At 66.3% G+C, this 17,894-nt stretch carries 19 protein-coding genes; 11 read left to right on the top strand and 8 right to left on the bottom strand.

What is annotated here, in order from left to right; all coding sequences use genetic code 11:
• Window positions 1-168 precede the first annotated feature (168 nt).
• The 3 genes from F4554_RS19220 (at window position 169) to F4554_RS33695 (ending at window position 2,887) form a co-directional block, all read left to right on the top strand.
• Entirely contained in the window at window positions 169-1,590 is a 1,422-nt protein-coding gene (locus tag F4554_RS19220; protein ID WP_179788848.1) for an eCIS core domain-containing protein, read from the top strand.
• A complete protein-coding gene (locus F4554_RS19215; protein ID WP_179788847.1) occupies window positions 1,587-2,183 on the top strand; it encodes a hypothetical protein in 597 nt (198 codons plus the stop codon). Before F4554_RS19220 ends, F4554_RS19215 begins: the two co-directional genes overlap by 4 nt.
• Window positions 2,184-2,272: 89 nt before the next feature.
• Window positions 2,273-2,887, top strand: coding sequence for a YkgJ family cysteine cluster protein (locus F4554_RS33695; RefSeq protein ID WP_179788846.1), 615 nt, complete (start codon window positions 2,273-2,275; stop codon window positions 2,885-2,887).
• 49 nt (window positions 2,888-2,936) lie between these two features.
• Here F4554_RS33695 and F4554_RS19205 read toward each other — a convergent pair whose 3' ends face one another.
• On the bottom strand, window positions 2,937-3,431 hold the full coding sequence (locus tag F4554_RS19205; protein ID WP_272955892.1) for a hemerythrin domain-containing protein: 495 nt from the start codon (window positions 3,429-3,431) through the stop codon (window positions 2,937-2,939).
• Window positions 3,432-3,542: 111 nt separating this feature from the next.
• On the opposite strand from F4554_RS19205, the gene F4554_RS19200 reads away from it, so the two are divergent.
• The 3 genes from F4554_RS19200 (at window position 3,543) to hemC (ending at window position 6,253) form a co-directional block, all read left to right on the top strand.
• Window positions 3,543-4,259: a helix-turn-helix transcriptional regulator gene (locus F4554_RS19200; protein WP_179788844.1), complete on the top strand. Its 717-nt coding sequence runs from the start codon at window positions 3,543-3,545 to the stop codon at window positions 4,257-4,259.
• Between the two features lie 109 nt (window positions 4,260-4,368).
• Window positions 4,369-5,241 (top strand): LLM class F420-dependent oxidoreductase, encoded by an 873-nt coding sequence (locus F4554_RS19195; protein WP_179788843.1) that lies wholly within the window; start codon window positions 4,369-4,371, stop codon window positions 5,239-5,241.
• A gap of 70 nt (window positions 5,242-5,311) precedes the next feature.
• Complete coding sequence (hemC, locus tag F4554_RS19190; RefSeq protein WP_179788842.1) at window positions 5,312-6,253, top strand: hydroxymethylbilane synthase; 942 nt, start codon at window positions 5,312-5,314, stop codon at window positions 6,251-6,253.
• Between the two features lie 214 nt (window positions 6,254-6,467).
• Here hemC and F4554_RS19185 read toward each other — a convergent pair whose 3' ends face one another.
• Complete coding sequence (locus F4554_RS19185) at window positions 6,468-7,199, bottom strand: PIG-L deacetylase family protein (protein WP_179788841.1); 732 nt, start codon at window positions 7,197-7,199, stop codon at window positions 6,468-6,470.
• Window positions 7,200-7,545: 346 nt separating this feature from the next.
• Between F4554_RS19185 and F4554_RS19180 the strand changes: the two genes are divergently transcribed.
• Window positions 7,546-8,322: a TIM barrel protein gene (locus F4554_RS19180; protein WP_179788840.1), complete on the top strand. Its 777-nt coding sequence runs from the start codon at window positions 7,546-7,548 to the stop codon at window positions 8,320-8,322.
• Window positions 8,323-8,442: 120 nt separating this feature from the next.
• Here the strand turns inward: F4554_RS19180 and F4554_RS19175 are convergent, their stop codons facing one another.
• The gene (locus F4554_RS19175; RefSeq protein ID WP_179788839.1) at window positions 8,443-8,814 is read right to left on the bottom strand and encodes a CBS domain-containing protein; all 372 of its coding nucleotides are present in this window, start codon (window positions 8,812-8,814) and stop codon (window positions 8,443-8,445) included.
• 208 nt (window positions 8,815-9,022) lie between these two features.
• Between F4554_RS19175 and F4554_RS19170 the strand changes: the two genes are divergently transcribed.
• Both F4554_RS19170 and F4554_RS19165 read left to right on the top strand, forming a co-directional pair.
• Window positions 9,023-10,357 (top strand): nicotinate phosphoribosyltransferase, encoded by a 1,335-nt coding sequence (locus tag F4554_RS19170; protein ID WP_179788838.1) that lies wholly within the window; start codon window positions 9,023-9,025, stop codon window positions 10,355-10,357.
• Window positions 10,358-10,440: 83 nt separating this feature from the next.
• Entirely contained in the window at window positions 10,441-11,565 is a 1,125-nt protein-coding gene (locus F4554_RS19165) for a CapA family protein (protein ID WP_179788837.1), read from the top strand.
• 21 nt (window positions 11,566-11,586) lie between these two features.
• Here F4554_RS19165 and F4554_RS19160 read toward each other — a convergent pair whose 3' ends face one another.
• Window positions 11,587-12,654 (bottom strand): MASE1 domain-containing protein, encoded by a 1,068-nt coding sequence (locus F4554_RS19160; protein WP_179788836.1) that lies wholly within the window; start codon window positions 12,652-12,654, stop codon window positions 11,587-11,589.
• A 484-nt stretch (window positions 12,655-13,138) separates the two neighbouring features.
• Between F4554_RS19160 and F4554_RS19155 the strand changes: the two genes are divergently transcribed.
• The gene (locus tag F4554_RS19155) at window positions 13,139-13,495 is read left to right on the top strand and encodes a hypothetical protein (protein ID WP_179788835.1); all 357 of its coding nucleotides are present in this window, start codon (window positions 13,139-13,141) and stop codon (window positions 13,493-13,495) included.
• Between the two features lie 154 nt (window positions 13,496-13,649).
• Here the strand turns inward: F4554_RS19155 and F4554_RS19150 are convergent, their stop codons facing one another.
• Together F4554_RS19150 and F4554_RS19145 are read right to left on the bottom strand one after the other, a co-directional pair.
• Entirely contained in the window at window positions 13,650-14,327 is a 678-nt protein-coding gene (locus F4554_RS19150) for an AAC(3) family N-acetyltransferase (protein ID WP_238341348.1), read from the bottom strand.
• Window positions 14,328-14,629: 302 nt separating this feature from the next.
• Window positions 14,630-15,496 (bottom strand): 23S rRNA (adenine(2030)-N(6))-methyltransferase RlmJ, encoded by an 867-nt coding sequence (locus tag F4554_RS19145; protein ID WP_179788834.1) that lies wholly within the window; start codon window positions 15,494-15,496, stop codon window positions 14,630-14,632.
• Window positions 15,497-15,692: 196 nt separating this feature from the next.
• Between F4554_RS19145 and F4554_RS19140 the strand changes: the two genes are divergently transcribed.
• A complete protein-coding gene (locus tag F4554_RS19140; RefSeq protein WP_179788833.1) occupies window positions 15,693-16,112 on the top strand; it encodes an NUDIX hydrolase in 420 nt (139 codons plus the stop codon).
• 163 nt (window positions 16,113-16,275) lie between these two features.
• Here the strand turns inward: F4554_RS19140 and F4554_RS19135 are convergent, their stop codons facing one another.
• Both F4554_RS19135 and F4554_RS19130 read right to left on the bottom strand, forming a co-directional pair.
• Window positions 16,276-16,857, bottom strand: coding sequence for a GNAT family N-acetyltransferase (locus tag F4554_RS19135; protein ID WP_179788832.1), 582 nt, complete (start codon window positions 16,855-16,857; stop codon window positions 16,276-16,278).
• Between the two features lie 46 nt (window positions 16,858-16,903).
• Window positions 16,904-17,812 (bottom strand): phosphotransferase family protein, encoded by a 909-nt coding sequence (locus tag F4554_RS19130; protein ID WP_272956089.1) that lies wholly within the window; start codon window positions 17,810-17,812, stop codon window positions 16,904-16,906.
• Window positions 17,813-17,894: the final 82 nt, after the last annotated feature.

Genomic DNA, 17,894 nt, shown 5'->3' with positions numbered 1-17,894 from the left:
CCTCTACGTGCCGTACGCCTCCAGGAGGTTGCAGCGCATCAACCCCGGCTGACGTCGTGAGTCCGGAAGCCACCGTCGACGAATGAACCAAATCCTGTGACGGCGTGGTGACGCGGCGGGGCTATCCTCATGCCGGATTTGAACTTCAGGAAGGGGTGATGTGCAGCCGTGCCTGAGTTCACCCCGCCGCAGCCTGCCCACAGCCGGCCTGATCGGCAAAGCCGCGCCTCGGAGCAGCAGTCTCCTGCTCCGCAGGAGGCTGGCCGTCCGCTTGACGGAGATGTCCGATCCGGCATGGAGACGCGATTCGGTCATGATTTCAGCCGGGTGCGGGTGCACAGCGATGAAAAGTCGGCCGCCACGACGAGGGCCTACGGAGCGCTCGCGTACACGACCGGGTCCGACATCTTCTTCAGCCCAGGTCGATACCAGCCCTATACGGCCACCGGCCGACAGTTGCTGGCCCACGAACTAGCTCATGTGGTCCAGCAGGCCGGTGCGCCGGCGGCCGTACAGACCAAGGCCGTGAGCACCCCGGGCGACGCCGCCGAACGGGCGGCGAACGCCGCGGCACACCTCTTCGGGCAGAGGACAGGACCCGACCGTTCGCTGGCCCTCGGCCTTCGGGACACCCTGCGCTCCACTCGCACAAGTCGGCCGATGGTCCATCGCGCGGTAACGACCTGGGCCGGCGAGTTCGACACCGACAAGTACGACACGATGCTGGACAAGGCCAAGAAGAACGAAGTCGGAGTCGAGATTGACCTGCGCTTCAAGCCCGGTAAGCATGTCGACGCCGAGCTGATCGGCATGACGCAGATGGTCACGAGCAAGGAATCCGGTACGGCCGTCTGGCCTGGCGCAAGCCCCACCCTCAAGGCGCGATCCATCCCCGCCGCAAAGCCCGGCGAGGGTGCGAGCATCGACCGTCTCGAGGCCTACGGCAACCCGCTGTACGCGACCAAGGCACCTACGGCGAAGGATCGGCTGGCTGATACTTCTACTGACAAGTTCTGGGGGCAGCACGGGTGGCGGTACATCGACAAGGCCGGGAAGGTGCAGAAGGAGGACGCGCTACTCAAGGACAAACCCGGCATCGAACCGCACGGGCCCAACTCGAGCCAAGTGTTCGAGACCACAGCCGTGGCAGTCAAGGGCGTTCAAATGGGCACCTGGTACGGATCGGTACAGTGGGGATGGCGGAGTGACGCGGCCAACAAGTTCAGCAAGCTGCCGCTGACCTTGGTCAGCAAGGACGTCCCAACCGGCACCTTCTCGACTGCTGCCGGTCTGTGGGCCGCGAAACCGACGTCGACCGGAGCCGCTACGATCCCGCTGCCGATGATCATGGGGAAGTTCACGAACACAGCGGGCGTCTGGCTCGTCCAGGACGCGGCCAAGTCTCCGGTGAGCCTGATCGGCAAGCTGGCAAAGAACACTCGTCTCGAGGTCACCGACAAGGCCGCCGCTGCGGCCTTCAACAAAGGCGCGAAGACCCAATGGTGGAAGGTCACCGTTGTCGACGGCACCCTCGTCGGCCGGGTCGGCTGGGTGATGCAACCGCTGCTCTCGGACACGGTGACCAAATGACGGGCCGTGCGGAGCACCCGGACCGTCCTCGGGAGCCAGGCCGTGACCTGGCTGAGGAACTCGGTGACCTCGGTTACCTGGAACTCTTCCAACGGTTCGACGAGAATGCGCTCGACCACGTCTGGCGTCGGCCGGATGCGTCCGAAGCGTTACGGCAACTGGCACTTCACCCGGGTACGGCGTCCGTCCCGCGCTTCCTCGCCGCCGAGGTGCTCTTCACCCGCGACCCGACCTTCCCCGCGCCCGGCGACCGAGGGGTGCTGGCATCTCTGTACGCCGAGGCCCTGCGGCAGAACATGACCAGGATGGCGAACCCGTGGGGGCTCCCGGGCGACCTCGCTGCCCCCGTCGCCTCGCATGTCCTTGCCCTGGGCGACGCAGCGGTGCCGGCCTTCGCGGCTCTGCTGGACGACAGCACACAGCTCCGCTACAGCGGCAGCCAGGAGGCCACGTACGGCAACAGCTACGACTATCGGGTCAAGGATGAGGCGGCGGAGTTGATCGCGGAGCTGATCGGCGTGCCGTACCCCGTACACCTCAACCCGGATGAGCGTGACGCCCAGATCGACCTGCTACGGCAGCGGCTGTCGTAGCTGCACTCAAGGAGCAGGCGATGGGAGATGCCCCGCCCGAGACAGCCGGGCAGCTGTGGCGGAACGCCGTCGATGCGCTGGAGCGGCAGGTGGAGCGTGGGAGCCTGTTCACACACACCGCGCTCAGCGAGACCGCGGAACGCGTCACCGAGGTCGAGACGTTCCTGTACGGCCTGATCAACGTACTGGTCGCTGACAAGGCGATCGACCAGGGCGCATTGGGCCAGGCGGCCGCGGCCGTTCGCGCTGAACTCGACCAGCGGGGGGAGGCCATGTCGCCGGGCGTCGCTCTGCGGGTCGACACCGACGTCCCCGCCGACACTTTCGTGCCGGTCAACTGCGCCGAGCGGATGCACGTCTGCCGCGCCGTCTGCTGTCGACTGAACTTCGCCCTCAGCGCCGCCGAGGTCGAGTCTGGCACCCTGAAATGGGACCTGGGCCGGCCATACCAGATCCGGCAGGATGCCACTGGTACCTGCGTTCACATCGATCCGGAGAACCACGGCTGCAGTGTGTATGCAGACCGGCCGGGTGTGTGCCGCGGGTACAGCTGTGCGAACGACCAACGGATCTGGAGTGACTTCGAGAACATGCAGCTCAATACGGCGTGGATCGAGGAAAACCTGCACGGTGTCGGTCCGCGGCTAGCCCATGCCGCGATGGTGCGGCTACCCGATCCCGTGGTGCGGCCGGACGCCACCTGACCACGTGGCGGAGGCATGGTCCTGGTACGCCGTCTGTCTGCGCCCCGGGTCATCGATCCTGGCCCAGGATCTCGTGCATACCGTCGAGCATTTCAGCCAGCGAAAAGTCGGGTGCACTTTCGAGCAGTGGTACCAACTGCTCGTTCTCCTTGGTGAGGTGGCTATCGAAGGCCGCCTGCAGCGCTCGAGCTTCGGCTGCGACTTGGACCACTCCTTCGGCGGCGCCCACCTCGCGTACCAGTCCGAGGATCAGCCGATGTTCGGCGAGCATCCCGTCGACGAGCAAGCGGGCGTCGCTCCTGGCGTGGGCTGTGGGGTACAACGTCGCCTCCTCCGCCTGTGCGTGAGGTAGGAGTTCTGTCTCGCACCACTCCAGCAGATCGTCGCGGGCGTCATTCGAGGCTTTCGTGTCTCCCTCAGCCGCGGCGGCGATCAGCGACCCGACCTGACGCCCCAGTGTGCCGGACATGTGCGTATGGTGCTGTACAACCGCCTCGGCGGCGCGCGCCTCGGCCCCGCTTGAGGCGCCTTCCGCATGATTCATCCGTAGCCCTCCGCGCTCCCCGCCTCGTTGATCAGCCGTGTGGCCTCGCTGACAGCGACGCAGCCATTTTAGTACAATCTACTCCGTGAAAAATGGAAGCCGAGAGGATGCATGAAACCGTCGACCGACTACGGTCCAATGCCCGCCGTCTACAGGCCGCAGCGACCTCTGTCGCAGTCGCGTGCCGCGCTGCTGGGCGCGCTGCGGTCGCAGTCTGAACCGACCACCTTGGCGGCGCTGGTCGCGGCCTCCGGCCTGCACCAGAACACCGTTCGCGAGCACCTGGACGCACTCATCGAGGACGGACTCGCCACTCGGCATCCTGCCGAGTCCAGAGGGCGCGGACGTCCAGCCTGGCTCTACGAGCCGGTCGTCGGAGGCCCGGAAAGGTCGGAGTACGCCGGTCTGGTGTCGACGCTCGCGGCCGCGATCCACCGCTGCAGCCCGAATCCCCGGCAGGAAGCGATCGCCGCCGGAGCGGATTGGGGCCGGGAGCTGGCCGGTGACCGCCGGGTGACAGCGACCCGCGGCGGGCCGACCGCACGGAGGAAGGTGATCGCGCTACTTGACGACCTCGGATTCGCACCTGAGACCGACACACGGGCAACCGTCGTACGTCTGACCAGGTGCCCCCTGCTGGAGGCGGCGCGCAACTACCCCGACGTCGTCTGCGGAGCGCATCTCGGCGTCGTCCGTGGGGCGCTCGGAGGGTACGGCGCCGATCCCGAGCGCGCCGACTTGCTGCCGTTCGCCGAACCTGGTGCCTGCCGGCTCGAGCTCATGACCCGCAAGCGACCGCCTGGAGCCCCGGGCCGCACGACAGGCTGACTGCAAAGCCCGCGAGCCTGACTTCGGCCGGGCGTACTGCGGGAGGCGTAGTTCGACTGTCTCCGAAAGGACGACGCGTGGTCGAACGTGGTGTTGTCAGGCTGGGCTCATGCGTTTGAGTATCAATATCGGCAACTTCACCTCTCCTGGCGGCCCGCAAGCGATCGGCTCGTCGTTGCTGGACGTGGCACGGGCAGTCGACGAGTCCGGTCTGGACACGCTGTGGGTGGGCGATCACCTGATTCAGGCGAACCCGTACGACACCACGGGCGACGACATGCTGGAGGCCTACACCACCCTGGGGTTCGTGGCGGCGCGGACCGAGCGGGTCCGCCTCGGTGTCATGGTGTCGGCGGTGACGTTTCGTCCGCCGAGCCTGCTGGTCAAGGCGGTCACCAGCCTCGACGTGCTGTCGGGTGGCCGGGCGTGGTTCGGTATCGGCGCCGGCTACAACGAGGCAGAGGCGCGGGCGATGGGCCTGCCGCTGCCGCCTGCGGCGGAGCGGTTCGAGCGCCTTGAGGAGACGTTACGGCTGGCCCGGCAGATGTGGGCGGGTGTGGAGACGCCGTTCGAGGGCGTGCACTACCGGTTGGAGCGTCCCACGAATCACCCGAACGCGTTGTCCCGTCCGCATCCTCCGATCCTGGTGGGAGGCGCCGGTGAGAAGAAGACGCTGCGTCTGGTGGCGACCTATGCCGATGCCTGCAACCTGTTCGACATCCCGGGCAAGCCCGACCTGCTGAAACGCAAACTCGACGTGCTGGCTGCGCACTGCCAGGCCGTGGACCGTCCCCTGGGCGAGATCGAGAAGACAGTGAGCAGCCGCCTGGAAGCCGACGACACCCCGGCCGAAGTCGCCGAGCGTTGCGCGGCCCTCGCCGGGTTGGGAATCGACCATCTCGTCATGATCGTCGACGGAGCCTGGACCGTCGAAGCCGTGGAACGGTTGGCTGCCGTAGCCCACCTCGTCGACCACGGGTAGCGCCCGGAGCCTCCACGAAACCCGAGGGCTTCAGGGAAACGACAGGCCAGGTGAACAGGAATAGATCGCCGTGACAACGTATCTGGTCGGTTCGCGAGCAAGCAATCTGGCCAAAGCCCAGGCCAGAGAATATCTTGGCTCGCTTCGTGAGCGATTTCCGGACGTCACGTTCACCCATCGGGTGATTCTCGAAGGTGGCGACAAGGACCGAAGATCGCGGCTTTCCGATGTCCCTGCGATCAACGGTGGTAGCGCGTTCAGCTCCGAGCAGGAGGCCGCGCTGAGTAGGGGAGACGTGGACGTCGTTATCCACTCCCTGAAGGACCTGCCAACTGCGAGCCCACCCGGTCTGACCCTGCTGGCACCCCCCGGACGCGAAGACGTACGCGACGCCTTGTGCGGGTCAACGCTGTCGGGCCTGCGGAACGGCGCCCGGGTGGGAACTGGCGCCCCTCGGCGAATCGCTCAGTTCCTGGCCGTTCGCCCGGACCTCCAACTCGTTCCGATCCGGGGAAACGTGCCACCTCGTCTGAAGAAGATCGAGAGCATGGGCCTCGATGCGGTCGTCCTCGCCGCCGCGGGGCTTCGCCGCCTGGGGCTCGACGACGCGATCGGCGAACTGCTGCCCCTCGATCTCTTCCCGCCGTCGCCCGGACAGGGCGCGCTCGGCATTCAGGTCCGAGCAGACAGCACCGAACTCAGGGAGATCCTTTCCACCGTGGGCGACAAGACTGTCGACGCCCAGGTGCGCGCGGAGAGGGCCCTGCTCGCCGAGTTGCACGGCGGGTGCAGCGTGCCGGTCGGCGCGTACGCGGAGACTGAGCCAGGCGGGTTCCTGTCGCTCTTCGCTCAGGTCACGTCGCTCGACGGCGCTCGGCGGGTCTCAGGCTCCCTGTCCGGCCCGGTCGGCGAGCCGGAGAAGCTCGGTGCCGCCCTGGCCGAGAAGCTCATCGACAGGGGCGCACTGTCCATCCTCGAAGGGATCCGAGGGGTATCTGCGGTCGCCCGCTGAGACCTGGACCGCACCGGGGCCGGTGACCTCCGGAGTACACCAAGGGGTCGACTGGGTCGCGGTCATCCGATCCCACGACCGAGGTCGAACCTGGACGTCCAAGGCCAAGGAGATCATGTAGTCACCGTTGCCACGTGGGACTCCATTGCGAGCGCGATCTGACCGTGGGGTGCGTTGCCGAGGGTGCTGTTACATCAGCGGCCACACACACCTGTCAGATCGTCACTGCCCGGAAGCTCTCGGCGAACTCGGCGCCGATCATTTCCCCCGCGGCCCGCATCGCTTTCCTCATCGGGGACCAGCTCGAACTGTCGAACGTCCATGCCGGCCGGCCCGGGCGGTCGCCGTACTGGCTGACATGGCACTGGAACGCGCGGACCTTCTGCTCGACGACATCGGTGGTGTCAACGTATCTGTTGGCATCCTGGGCAGTCGCGATCCAGATGTCGTCCACTCGGTGCGGCTTCAACCCTTCGTCGGCCAACTCCGGATACATCCGCGGCGTGCCGGCCTCCGGGAAGGCGGCCACCAAGGTGGCCTCGCCGACATTCATGTGTTCCCGATGCGAGATCTCGATCGGGGTGTCGAGGGCGCGCCGTGGATCCAAGGTGAGGATCAGTTGCGGCCGGTGCCGACGGATCTGTCGGACAATGTCTCGGCGAAGCTCCGGTGTAACCTCGAGGGTGCCATTGGGACAGCCGAGGAACGTCACCTCTTTGACGCCGAGAACCTTGGCGGCCGCGCGCTGCTCCTCGGCGCGCATCTCGGCCACATCATCCTCGGTCATGGTCGGATCAGGGCCGCTCTTACGGCCGTCGGTGCAGCACACGTAGTTGACCTCTGCGCCACGATTGGTAAGCAGCGCGACCGTGCCGCCGAACAGGTACTCCGCATCGTCAGGGTGTGCGTAGACGGCCAGGACCCGTTCGAAGTCCTTGAAGTACATCGATCTCCTCCTCGAAGAGCCTGTTGTGGGGCATGTGCCGCGGTCTTCTCCAGATCCTCCGCCACCCGCTCAACGTCGCGCCAGCCCTTGATCTGGGCGTTCTAGTACCCGGCACCTACGAGGCGCAGCCTGTCATCCGGCCAGGCAGGTGCAGCGGTCCGAGCGGTGCGAAGTCTGGGATCGGCCACCGCGAGGCCATCAACGGGCGCCGTGGCCGGCAGAGTGCGGTCACACTGTCGGCATTGTCGATGTCGAACTTGTGTGTCAGCAGCGCCTACGTGGACACTCGCCACGGTGAGCTCGTCCGGAGCCTCATTCGGTACCCGCCCGCATCCGAGGAGAAGAAGTGACCTTCGAGCTGTCGCCCAACCTGACGTGGTTGTTCTCCGAGGCTGGGCCCTCGCCCGCGGCCCGTGTCCGGGCCGCCGCCTCGGCTGGATTCCGATTCGTCGACACGTGGCCGCTGCCCACCGCCGACCAGGCAGCGGATTACATCGCAGCTCTCCGTGATACCGGCGTGACGATCGTCGTCGTGACCGCGCCGATCGGCGAGTCTGGCGACGCTGCTCAACTCGAGACGAACCTCGCCGCGCTCGCCGACGCGTTGCCACTCGCGCAACAGGTCGGCGTACAGCATCTCGTGGTGACCGGTGGAACCATCCTCGATGGCGTCGAACCCCGTGAGCAGCGGACCGCGCTCGTCGAATTTCTGAAGCGAGCGGCGGACACCGTAGCGGGCTCTGGTGTCGGCATCCTGCTGGAGAACCTCAACTCCCGCGTCGACCACGTCGGCTGTTTCCTCGACTCGACGCGGGAGACGGTCGCGATCGTCCGCGAAGTCGGGCGGCCCGAGGTCGCTGTGCTGTACGACGCCTACCACTCGCTCGTCATGGGGGAGGACGTCAGGACGGTACTCGCCGACGCGGGGGACCACGTGAAGCACGTACAGATCGCAGATGTACCGGGGCGTCACGAACCCGGAACGGGAACGCTGGACTGGGCAAAGCTGCTCGACGACCTCGAGGCATCCGGCTACAGCGGTCCGCTCGGCCTCGAATACCAGCCGACGGTCGAGTCCGTCGCGTCGACGGAGATGCTCCGCCGCGTGATGACGGAGGGTTAGAGACGCCCCCAGCAAGATCGTCCCCACGAGCTCGTTGGCGTGGTGTTTTTCGGAGGACGCGCTTGGCGGGTCGCCGGCGGGACCGTCAAGTGAGCGGACGGCGCGCGTGGCGCAGCAATGTCACAACCACGCCTCGACGGCGAGGACGTCGCGCATGGAGATCATGCCGACAACGGTGTGTTCCTGCACCACGGGTAGGTGGCGGATGCCGGCGTCGAGCATCCTTCGGGCGATGTCAGTGGTGTCCTCGGCGAGCTTGGCGGTCTCGACATCCGGGGTCGCATGCGACCCGGCGCCGGCGCGAAGAAGATCGACACCTTCGGCGACCGCACGCACGACATCGCGTTCGGACAGGATGCCGACGAGGCTGTTACCGTCGACAACAGCAAGGCTGCCGACGTGCCGGCTGGTCATCTTGCTCGCCGCCTCCGACAGTGAGTCCGTCGCCTCACAGACCAACACTTCGGGCCGATAGACCTCTTCGACACGCATCAGCGGATCCCTTCCACATAGAGCAATTGCTCTTTCTGTCTAGCTCCGGTTGACGCTGTTCCAGCAGGGCCGAACGTCATCAGGGCGCCGCGACGGGTCGGTCCACCGGACCACCGTCGAAGGGGACCGCGGAAGGAGATCCGGCGCGGCGACGCACCAGACGCACGCCGGCGGGGACGTGAGGCGCTGAGAGCGGAGGGAGCGAACCATGGGGGCAGGGCTCGCCACGGATCTCTACGAGCTGAACATGGCCGCAGGCTACCTTCGGCGTGGCATGTCCGGACCTGCCACGTTCAGCCTCTTCGTCCGCGCCCTGCCACCCGACCGCGGCTTCCTCGTCGCCGCCGGTCTGGAGGACTGCCTGACCGCTCTGGAGTCATTCGCTTTCGAGGCGGAGGACCTCGACTGGTTGCGCGATGCCGGCTTCGACGACGCCACCGTTCGGTCCTTCGCCGGGCTGCGCTTCACCGGGGACGTCCGCGCTGTTCCCGAGGGCCGTGTGGTTCTCGCCGACGAGCCCCTTCTGGAGGTGACAGCGCCGGCGGCGGAGGCGCAACTCGTCGAGACCGTGCTGCTCAACCACATGACCTACCAGACAGCGATCGCCACGAAGGCGGCCAGATGTCGTATCGCGGCGGGCGACATGGAGCTCGTCGACTTCGCGTTCCGGCGTACTCACGGGATCGAGGCCGGCATGGCCGTCGCCCGCCTGTCGTCGATCGCGGGTTTCGCTGCCACCAGCAACGTCGAGGCGGCACGGCGCTACGGGCTGCAGGCGGCCGGGACGATGGCGCACTCCTACGTCGAGGCATTCCCACGTGAGATCGACGCGTTCCGGGCGTTCACCGAGGACCTGCCCGGGCCGGTCACGTTCCTGGTCGACACCTACGACACACCGACCGGGGTGCGCGCGGCGGTGCGGGTGATCCAGGACATGAGGCTGGACAGGCCGCTCGCGGTACGACTGGACAGCGGTGACCTCGTCACGCTCGCCCGCGAGGCACGGCAGATCCTGGACGAGGCGGGTCTGCGCAAGGTCCGGGTGTTCGTCAGCGGCGGGCTGGACGAGTACGACCTGGAGCGGTTCGTCCTGGAACGAGCGCCGATCGACGCTGCGGGTGTCGGCACCCGCATGGGCGTGTCGGCCGACGCGCCCTCTCTGGACAGCGCGTACAAGTTGGTCGCGTTCGGCGATCGCCCCGTCTGCAAGCTCTCGCCCGGCAAGGCCACCCTCCCGGGCGCGAAGCAGGTGTGGCGGCACTTTCCGATCCAGCAGGACGTCCTTGCCCTTCGCGAGGAGGCTGGACCCGACGGCCATGAACCGCTGCTCGTCGAGGTCATGCGGAACGGTCGACGTCTCGGGGGCAGGGACACGATCGCCGCGGCGCGGGAACGTTGTGCGCGAGACGTGACCGCCTTGCCGCCCGACGCCCGTCGCATCCGTGGTCCTTCGTCGCCCCGGATACGCGTCTCCGATGAGCTTGCCGCACTGACGACGCAGACCGCGCGGTCCGCCGCCGAGACGCAGGACCTCACACGGTGAGCGCGGTGCCCTGCGCCCGGCAGAGCTCCGCTGGAGTTCTGCCGCCCCGGAGCCGATCGGACGAGTCCGGCTAGCGTGGAGATATGAGTGCACCGAGTGTGCGATTGTCCCTGTGCGGTGACGTGATGCTCGGTCGCGGCGTTGATCAAATCCTTCCGCACCCTGGCGACGCGGCGCTGCGGGAGACCTATGTGCGAGATGCCCTGGCATACGTCGAATTGGCAGAAGCGGTGAACGGCCCTATTGCTTGCCCAGTTGACTTCTGCTGGCCGTGGGGAGACGCGCTGCACCTGCTTGACGGGTTCGAGCCCAGCGTGAGAGTGATGAACGTAGAGACGAGCATCACGCAAAGCGACGCGTTCGCTCCGCGCAAGGCGGTGCATTATCGGGTCAACCCGCGAAACGTTCCTTGCTTGAGCGCAGCGAGACCCGACGTCTGCATATTGGCGAACAACCACGTGCTGGACTTCGGATACCCAGGGCTTGAGGACACTCTTCGGGCGCTGGCCGGCGCGGGGCTACGGGCAGTGGGGGCAGGCAAGAATGTGCACGAGGCCCGCCGCCCCGCGATCGTTCCGCTCAGTGGCGGAGGGCGAGCAGTGGTCTTCTCGATCGGTATGGCATCCAGCGGAATTCCGGAGGCCTGGGCTGCATCTGAACAGCAGCCCGGCGTCGATTTTCTGGCCGAGCCGTCGCCGACGGCCGCAGCCGACGTTGTCGACCGAGTTCATGTGGTGAAGTGCGCTGGCGACGTCGCGGTCGTCTCGATCCACTGGGGATCAAACTGGGGCTACGACATACCTGACGATCAGGTCAGCTTCGCACATGCACTGATCGACGGAGGTGTCGATGTGGTGCACGGGCATTCGTCCCACCACCCTCGTTCCGTCGACGTGTATGAGGGCAAGCTGATCCTCTACGGCTGCGGAGACTTCATCGACGACTACGAAGGCGTCACCGGTTACGAGGAGTTCCGCGATGACCTGCGACTGCTGTTCCTCGTGTCCTTGGACCCAAAGACTGGGGAGTTGGCCGATTTGAGGATGGCGCCGCTGCAAGCCCGGCAGATGCGCCTCCGGCACGCGTCGGGTGAAGACTCCCGGTGGCTGGCGTCCATGCTGGATCGGGCCAGTGGCCGCTTCGGTTCGCGAATCGACCTCGACCCGGACGGCATGCTCGTTCAACGGCGAACGAGACCCTCCGCGTAGCAGTTGTCGTACCGCACCGGGCTAGTCGTCCTCGGGGGTTACAGGCGTGTCCCCGTGAAGTGGATGTGCAAGGTCGGACGTGTCCGGATCGACCCGGGAATCGCGCGGAGTCCGAATCCGCTCGCGGACCACGCGCCGTTCCCCGCTGATCCTGTCAGTTGCCTCCTCGATGACTGGCGGGACGAGTCGTCGGCCAAGGCTCCGACTGAGCTGAGCGACCACTGAGGCGAGCTCGTCCGCTGTCCGCTCGACCTCGCCGTGTGCGCGGATACGTTCGACGGTGGTCACGGCCAGCACCAGTGACGTCAGTGCCGTGGCCAGCTCGAACGCCAGGACGGTGTCCACCTTCGAGGACAGTCCCTGACCCTCGAAGGGACCAGAGCCGACCGCCGCGCCGTACACCGTCAACAGTGACACCAGCAGCACACATGGCGCGGCCAGCTTGACCTGGAAACGCAATGCAGCCCAGATCAGAACCGGGAAGATCAAGAAGAGCAACTCTGACCTGGCATGGGTGGCAATGGACATGACCACGAACGCTGCGCCCAGCACGGCCGCAGCCTCCACAACCCGGCGTGGGCGCGGAGGACGTAGTCGTCGGATTCTCGAGGCCAGGAGGACGACTGGTGTCACGATGATCACGCCCATGATCGAGCTGAGCTCGTCCAGCCACCACGCGGTCCAGAACCTGTCGGCCGGCACCAGGCCTGCGAGTGTGAGCGTGCCGACTCTGACGGTGGAGGTGATCGTCATTCCGGCCACAGCACCCAGCGCGACCAGCGCGATCAGGTCGCGCATACGGTCCAACTGAATGCGGAACCCCACGCGACGCAGAAGCACATAGCCACACAGCACCCCTACCGTCGCTCCCGTGACCACCGCCAGGCTTACCAGAGGCGGCCTACCCCAGATGAGCAGATTTACAAAGAATCCGCCGAGAAGAATACCCGGCCACAGATTTGAGCTGAACAGGAGTAATACGCCCAATGCGAGGCCGGTCGGGGGCCACAACAGTCCAACGGACCCCTGAATCGGACTCAGCAGGTTTCCGACATAGCCGAAAATAAAGAAGCTGATCCCAAGCCCCACCGCCAGGAGTATGTCTGCACGATTCTCCGGAAAGGGGACCCTTCTCAGTAATGCGGGGAGCATCAAACCACCATACGGTGAACCGCGCAGCAAGCTTCCTCAGGGACCCACGAAACTTCCGCCCGCAACGGCGAAGTACGGGCGACATTTCTTCCCTGTACCGGAAGCCCATCTTCAGCGCAGTTGCGCCACTCCGGTTAGCGAGAGGGCTTCGGGTTGTACGGCGAAATTACGGCACAGCCTAGGATTTCCGAGTGCTTGATTTCCACGGTTCGCCGCCACTTGGATTTTCGATTGTCTGTGCATCGCCGGGGCAGCTTTCAGGCGTCAGCGGATGCTGAGAAAAACCACTCACAAAGGAGTGATGCAAGGCATGTCGAAAAGGTATCTCGGTAGGCTCGCCGTCGGCGCAGCGTTCGCGAGCGCGACACTGCTGGTAGCTGCTCCCGGAATGGCGTCCGCGAGCGTTGCACCCACTGGCAACGTGACGACCTGGGTCGGCACCTGCAAGATGGACGACCACGGCAAGAAGGACCAGTGGATCAAGGGCGACCACGGCAAGAAGGACCAGTGGATCAAGGGCGACCACGGCAAGAAGGACCAGTGGACCAAGGGTGACCACGGCAAGAAGGACCAGTGGACCAAGGGTGACCACGGCAAGAAGGACCAGTGGTCCAAGGGTGACCACTGCGTGACACCGCGCGGTTGGGTCGACGGTGGTGATGGGGGTTCGTCGGGCACCAACTCTGGACTCGCTGTCGGCGGCGCGGGTGCGCTGGCGGCGGCTGCCTTCGGCGGCATGTTCCTCGTGAGGCGACGTCGCACCGGCACGCTCGCCTGACACGGTGACGACTGAGATCGGCGGCCGTCGCGGGCAACCGCGGTGGCCGCCGATCGATATTGCGGTCGGCCGGCGGCCTTTTGGAAGGCAGGTGTTGCATCGGCCAACGGCCGGCCGGGGCTCCTCTCGGCCGTCCGGGCGGATCGAGAACTGGTCAGCGTTGCAGACTGATCAACCGTTGTTGGAGCGCGGCACTGCAGCGGCAGTCTTCCTTCTCGCACAGCAGTGCTGCCGGGTCGGACTGGATGAGCCGGGTCGCGGATGCGAGGACGTCCCGGACGGCGACGAGTCGACCGCGGCACCGGCCGATGAGGGTCTCAGCCGTGACAGGCGCCAACTCCGCTTCGATGCCATCGAAGGAGTCGCTGTCACCTGGGATGTTTGGTAGCTCCATCCATACACCCGGCGCCGCCTTCTCGTACCGGTAGAACAGCGACCGGCCCAGCTGCTGCTCGGCTACGTGGATCGTGGTGTTCGACGTGTGACTCACGCCGAGGAGCAGCACATGGCCGTCGAGGTCAGCAAGCTCCTGGATCGGTCCAAGCGGCCAATCCAGCCGCTGAGCGGCGGTCAGGCGCCGCGCATGGGTGCCGACAGACAGGAATGAGAGGAACGGGTGAGCGCCCCGCTCGTGCGGGAAGCCCTGGCGCAGGGACTCGGCAATACGTCCGAGCCAGCGGTCGACGGGCAGGTCCGAGCTGAATGGGACGGCGCTGGCCAGGACCTCATCGAAGCAGTCCCAGCTCTCCGCGGTGTAGCAGGCGTTGTGCGGCCGGACCAGACCTGGCGGGGCAGGTACCCGGGTGAGGTCCCCGCTACCGGCGAGCATCATCACCGTTCCGCAGGTCCGGACGAGTGCCGGCACACGGCGGGAGCGCCGCCATCGACGTGACCGAACGACCGCAGCGAGGCGTGCACGATGACCGAGGACGACTCGTTCAGTCCCAGACGTCGCAAGCCCGCAGCGATCTCATCCTCGGTGACAACGGCGCCTTCGGCCATCGCGCTCGATTCGATCAAAGCCGCTGCACGGTTGTCCACTGGAATTCGACGCGCCACGCCTGAGCAACGGCCAGGCTGGCCCCTGGCCGTGCCATCCACGAGCAGGCATGTTCATCGGAGGACCGGGCTCTATCACCGCTCGTGGACAGAAAACCTCACACGTCCCCGCGTGCCATGTGGAAGCGTTGACCCCGCGTAGGCGGTGGCAAGAGCTTCGCCCAGTGCCTGGCAGGTTGCCCGGGTGTCCTCGCAGACATTGGCCAGGATGATCCCACAACCGGTGCCGGGCGTGGTTGCTCGTCCAAGGTCGCCGGGCCCGGCCGCGCCGGTCTCGTCGACGAGCATCACATCCCCACACCACAAGGAACCTTGAGTCTTCTCGCTGAGCGTGTGGTACGCCCAGGATGCCTCGTCCGGTGAGTCGTAGCCGTACCAGTAGACAAGGCCGTAGCCCTGGTCGGCCAGCCGGGCGGCAACGTCGAGAGCGGACAGGCCGTCGGCCAGACGGGAATGCGGATCGAACGGGTCGACATGGACGATGACCTGGCTGTCTGTCGCTGGGCCAGTGCTGTCATCCAGCCAGCTCAGAACTGTCATCATGCCGTCTGCTTGTGCCACCTCGCACCTCGTGATGCCCAACCGCGCGGACCAGGCGCGAAGGTCGCCGGCGCTGACGGGGTCAAGGTCGCAGAGAAGGTAGCTGGCGCTACAGCCGAGCTGCGCCATTGCCAGCAGGGCCGAGCCCGGATAGAAGCTGTGGGCATCCCCGAACTGGTTCAACAGCGCGCGGTAGCGAGATTGCCCGAGGCTCGCTGTAGCGTCCGCGACATCGAGGAATCGGAGCACGCCGAAACGGCGCTCTGGATCGTCGAGCATGGCGTTCGCTCCCGACCCGGAGTGTGTTTCGGCGTAGCGCGAAGGACGTTCAAGCGCCAGAACCTCGACCAGGGCGAGATGTTTCCAGACGTCGGCGAACTTCCCGAAGTGATGGTTGGCCATACCTCGATCCTGTCAGGCTGGGGGCTGGCCCGTTGTGAGGGACCGTGCGAGCCGGCGCCCCTTTGATCGATCCCTCCGCGACGGCTCCCACCGGCCGCTCGGATCCGGAGCCGACGGCGCCGTAAGCGACGGCTTCCGACGGGATCGGCCTCGATCAACAGGACGGCTACTGCTCGGAGCCTGGCAGGATGACGCCATGCGGAGCGTGCGGGTCGGTGCGTATGGAGTGTGCATGGATGAGGGCCGGATGCTGCTGATCCGGTTCGCAGGTGGCGACCCGCAGTGGTCCCTGCCCGGCGGCGGGGTCGACTTTGGTGAACATCCGGTCGACGGTGTGGTCCGTGAGGTCGAGGAGGAGACCGGGTATGCCGTACGGGTCGGCAGCTTGCTCGGTGTGCGCTCCAACGTGTGGAGCAGCACGTCCACTCACATGGTGTCCGTCCTGTACGAGGTACACGTCGTTGGCGGAGAGCTGCGGCACGAGGTGGGCGGGTCGACGGAGGAGGCTGCTTGGGTGCCGGTCGACGCCGTAGAGGCCTTGCCACACACGGATGAGCTACGTGCCGGTCTCGATCTGTTCCACCGGCGGCCGGCTGACGGCGCATGGGTGAGGTAGGTCCACGCCAGGTACAGGCACTCCAACGCGGACCTAGAAGGGCTGCCAGCCGGTTCGTGTGTGCCAGTGGCGTCCTGCCCGGCGGTGTGTGACGTAGGCGCGTCGGAGGGTGGTGTCCTGGGGCAGGCCTGCGGTGGACCATTCCTCCGCGCTGCTCGTATGTTCAACCGGAGCTGTCGACAACCAACACATACGTGGAGATGGGCCACACGTCACCGTTCACCGTCCTGTGGTTGTCGTGCTGGGGAGTTCGTCGATAGCCGGCACGCTCGGCAACCTGGCGAGACCGCGCGTTCTCCGCGTGGGTCCACAGGCGGATCTCGGCGATGCCGAAGTCCCGGAGAGCCCATGCCGAGATCAGCTTCAACGCCCGAGTCGCTACTCCCCGGCCTCGTGCAGCGCTCGCGAGCCAGTACGCCGCCTCGCCCACGGACCCGTCTCGAGTGATCCCGATGTTTCCAAGCCGGTCTCCGGTCGCGGCGTCACAGATGACGAAGCCCGCTGCATCGGGGCGGTTGCGCTGTGCGATGATCGCCGTCCGAACCTCCGAGGCCGTCAGCTTCTCCGGTTCTGAGGTGAAGCGCTGGATCTCCGGATCGTGAATCGACGCCGCGTACCACTCCGAGTCCTCCTCCGCCCATTCCCGCAACACGACGGCGCCATCGGTCAACGGTCGTCTGGGATTGTGCGCAGGATCGACTCGGCTCACATCGAGAAGGTTGCCGTCGCGCCCCGCCGGTGGCAAGTGACAGGGTCGGGAGTGGCGTTAGCCGGAATCGCTGTCGTCGGGTTCACGCCCCTAGTTGGTTGAGCAGTTGGTCGACCTTGTTCCGGAGGCCTGGGAGCCAGGGGAGGTCCACCTGGGCGCAGAACTCGGCGTTGCGGACGGCGTTGAAGACGTCGTAGATCCTGAACAGCTGGTCCCAGTTCTCCGGCTCCGCGCCGCCGTGTGCCGCGTAGGACCTGCGTATTCCCGGGAGGATCGCAGCAGAACGCGGGTCGTCGGCAGGGCCGCCGCGGACGAAGTGAGCGAAGTCGTAGAGCGGGTCACCGGCGACGGAATCTCCGAAGTCGACGATATCGACGACTCGGTTTCGGCGATCGACGAAGATCTCCATGTTGCCCAGGTCGCCGTGGACGAGGACCCCGGGCCTGCGGTCCAGCATCGGGGCTTGGCTGGAGAAGAGGTTCTCGACGCGGGTGACCAGCTCGCGATCGAAGTGTCCACCTGTGTGCAGGAACCGCAATGGCTCAGTCAAGGCCTCGCGAAGCCAGTCCGACCAGCGCGCGTAGGTGCCCTCGCCCTTGTCGTTGAGCGGACCATAGCCGGGGAGCTCACGTGCGTGCAGGAGCGCAAAGACACAGCCGAGGTCGTGCTGGGTTCGAGCAGATGCGCGCACGTTGGGGGCGGGGGGCGCCCATGGCTTCCCGCGAGCCTTGCGGATGAGCATCCAACGGCCACCGGGGAGCCGAGGGTCTTCGCCTTCATCCAGCACCGGCGGCACCGGGACGCCGGCGACGGTAGCCATCCGGAGTGTGTTGGCCTCCGCTCCGCCCGACTGGTGTCCGCTCGCCTTCAGGACGACCTCCTGGCCGTCCGCGAGTCGTGCCCCGACCACAACTGACTGGGGGCGGTACGTCTCGTGTGGCCACACCTCGGCAGGCTCACCGCACACCTGGGCAAGGACACGGGGCCGCATGTAGCTGCGTTGGCGTAAGCTCACTCATTGCTTCGTCTCTCCAGGATCGCCAGTCGACGCGTAATAGATCGACCGGATCGGG

This window comes from Actinopolymorpha rutila, from assembly GCF_013407855.1.
Taxonomy (GTDB): Bacteria; Actinomycetota; Actinomycetes; order Propionibacteriales; family Actinopolymorphaceae; genus Actinopolymorpha; species Actinopolymorpha rutila.
This window is presented reverse-complemented; position numbering and strand designations above follow the sequence as displayed.

Coding starts and splice junctions, on each gene's coding strand:
- F4554_RS19165 (WP_179788837.1), top strand. CDS start 10,441: ATGAGTGCACCGAGTGTGCGATTGTCCCTGTGCGGTGACGTGATGCTC.
- F4554_RS19175 (WP_179788839.1), bottom strand. CDS start 8,814: ATGCGTGTCGAAGAGGTCTATCGGCCCGAAGTGTTGGTCTGTGAGGCG.
- F4554_RS19170 (WP_179788838.1), top strand. CDS start 9,023: ATGGGGGCAGGGCTCGCCACGGATCTCTACGAGCTGAACATGGCCGCA.
- F4554_RS19215 (WP_179788847.1), top strand. CDS start 1,587: ATGACGGGCCGTGCGGAGCACCCGGACCGTCCTCGGGAGCCAGGCCGT.
- F4554_RS19140 (WP_179788833.1), top strand. CDS start 15,693: ATGCGGAGCGTGCGGGTCGGTGCGTATGGAGTGTGCATGGATGAGGGC.
- F4554_RS19200 (WP_179788844.1), top strand. CDS start 3,543: ATGAAACCGTCGACCGACTACGGTCCAATGCCCGCCGTCTACAGGCCG.
- F4554_RS19130 (WP_272956089.1), bottom strand. CDS start 17,812: ATGCGGCCCCGTGTCCTTGCCCAGGTGTGCGGTGAGCCTGCCGAGGTG.
- F4554_RS19150 (WP_238341348.1), bottom strand. CDS start 14,327: ATGATGCTCGCCGGTAGCGGGGACCTCACCCGGGTACCTGCCCCGCCA.
- F4554_RS19195 (WP_179788843.1), top strand. CDS start 4,369: ATGCGTTTGAGTATCAATATCGGCAACTTCACCTCTCCTGGCGGCCCG.
- F4554_RS19205 (WP_272955892.1), bottom strand. CDS start 3,431: ATGAATCATGCGGAAGGCGCCTCAAGCGGGGCCGAGGCGCGCGCCGCC.
- F4554_RS19185 (WP_179788841.1), bottom strand. CDS start 7,199: ATGTACTTCAAGGACTTCGAACGGGTCCTGGCCGTCTACGCACACCCT.
- F4554_RS19145 (WP_179788834.1), bottom strand. CDS start 15,496: ATGGCCAACCATCACTTCGGGAAGTTCGCCGACGTCTGGAAACATCTC.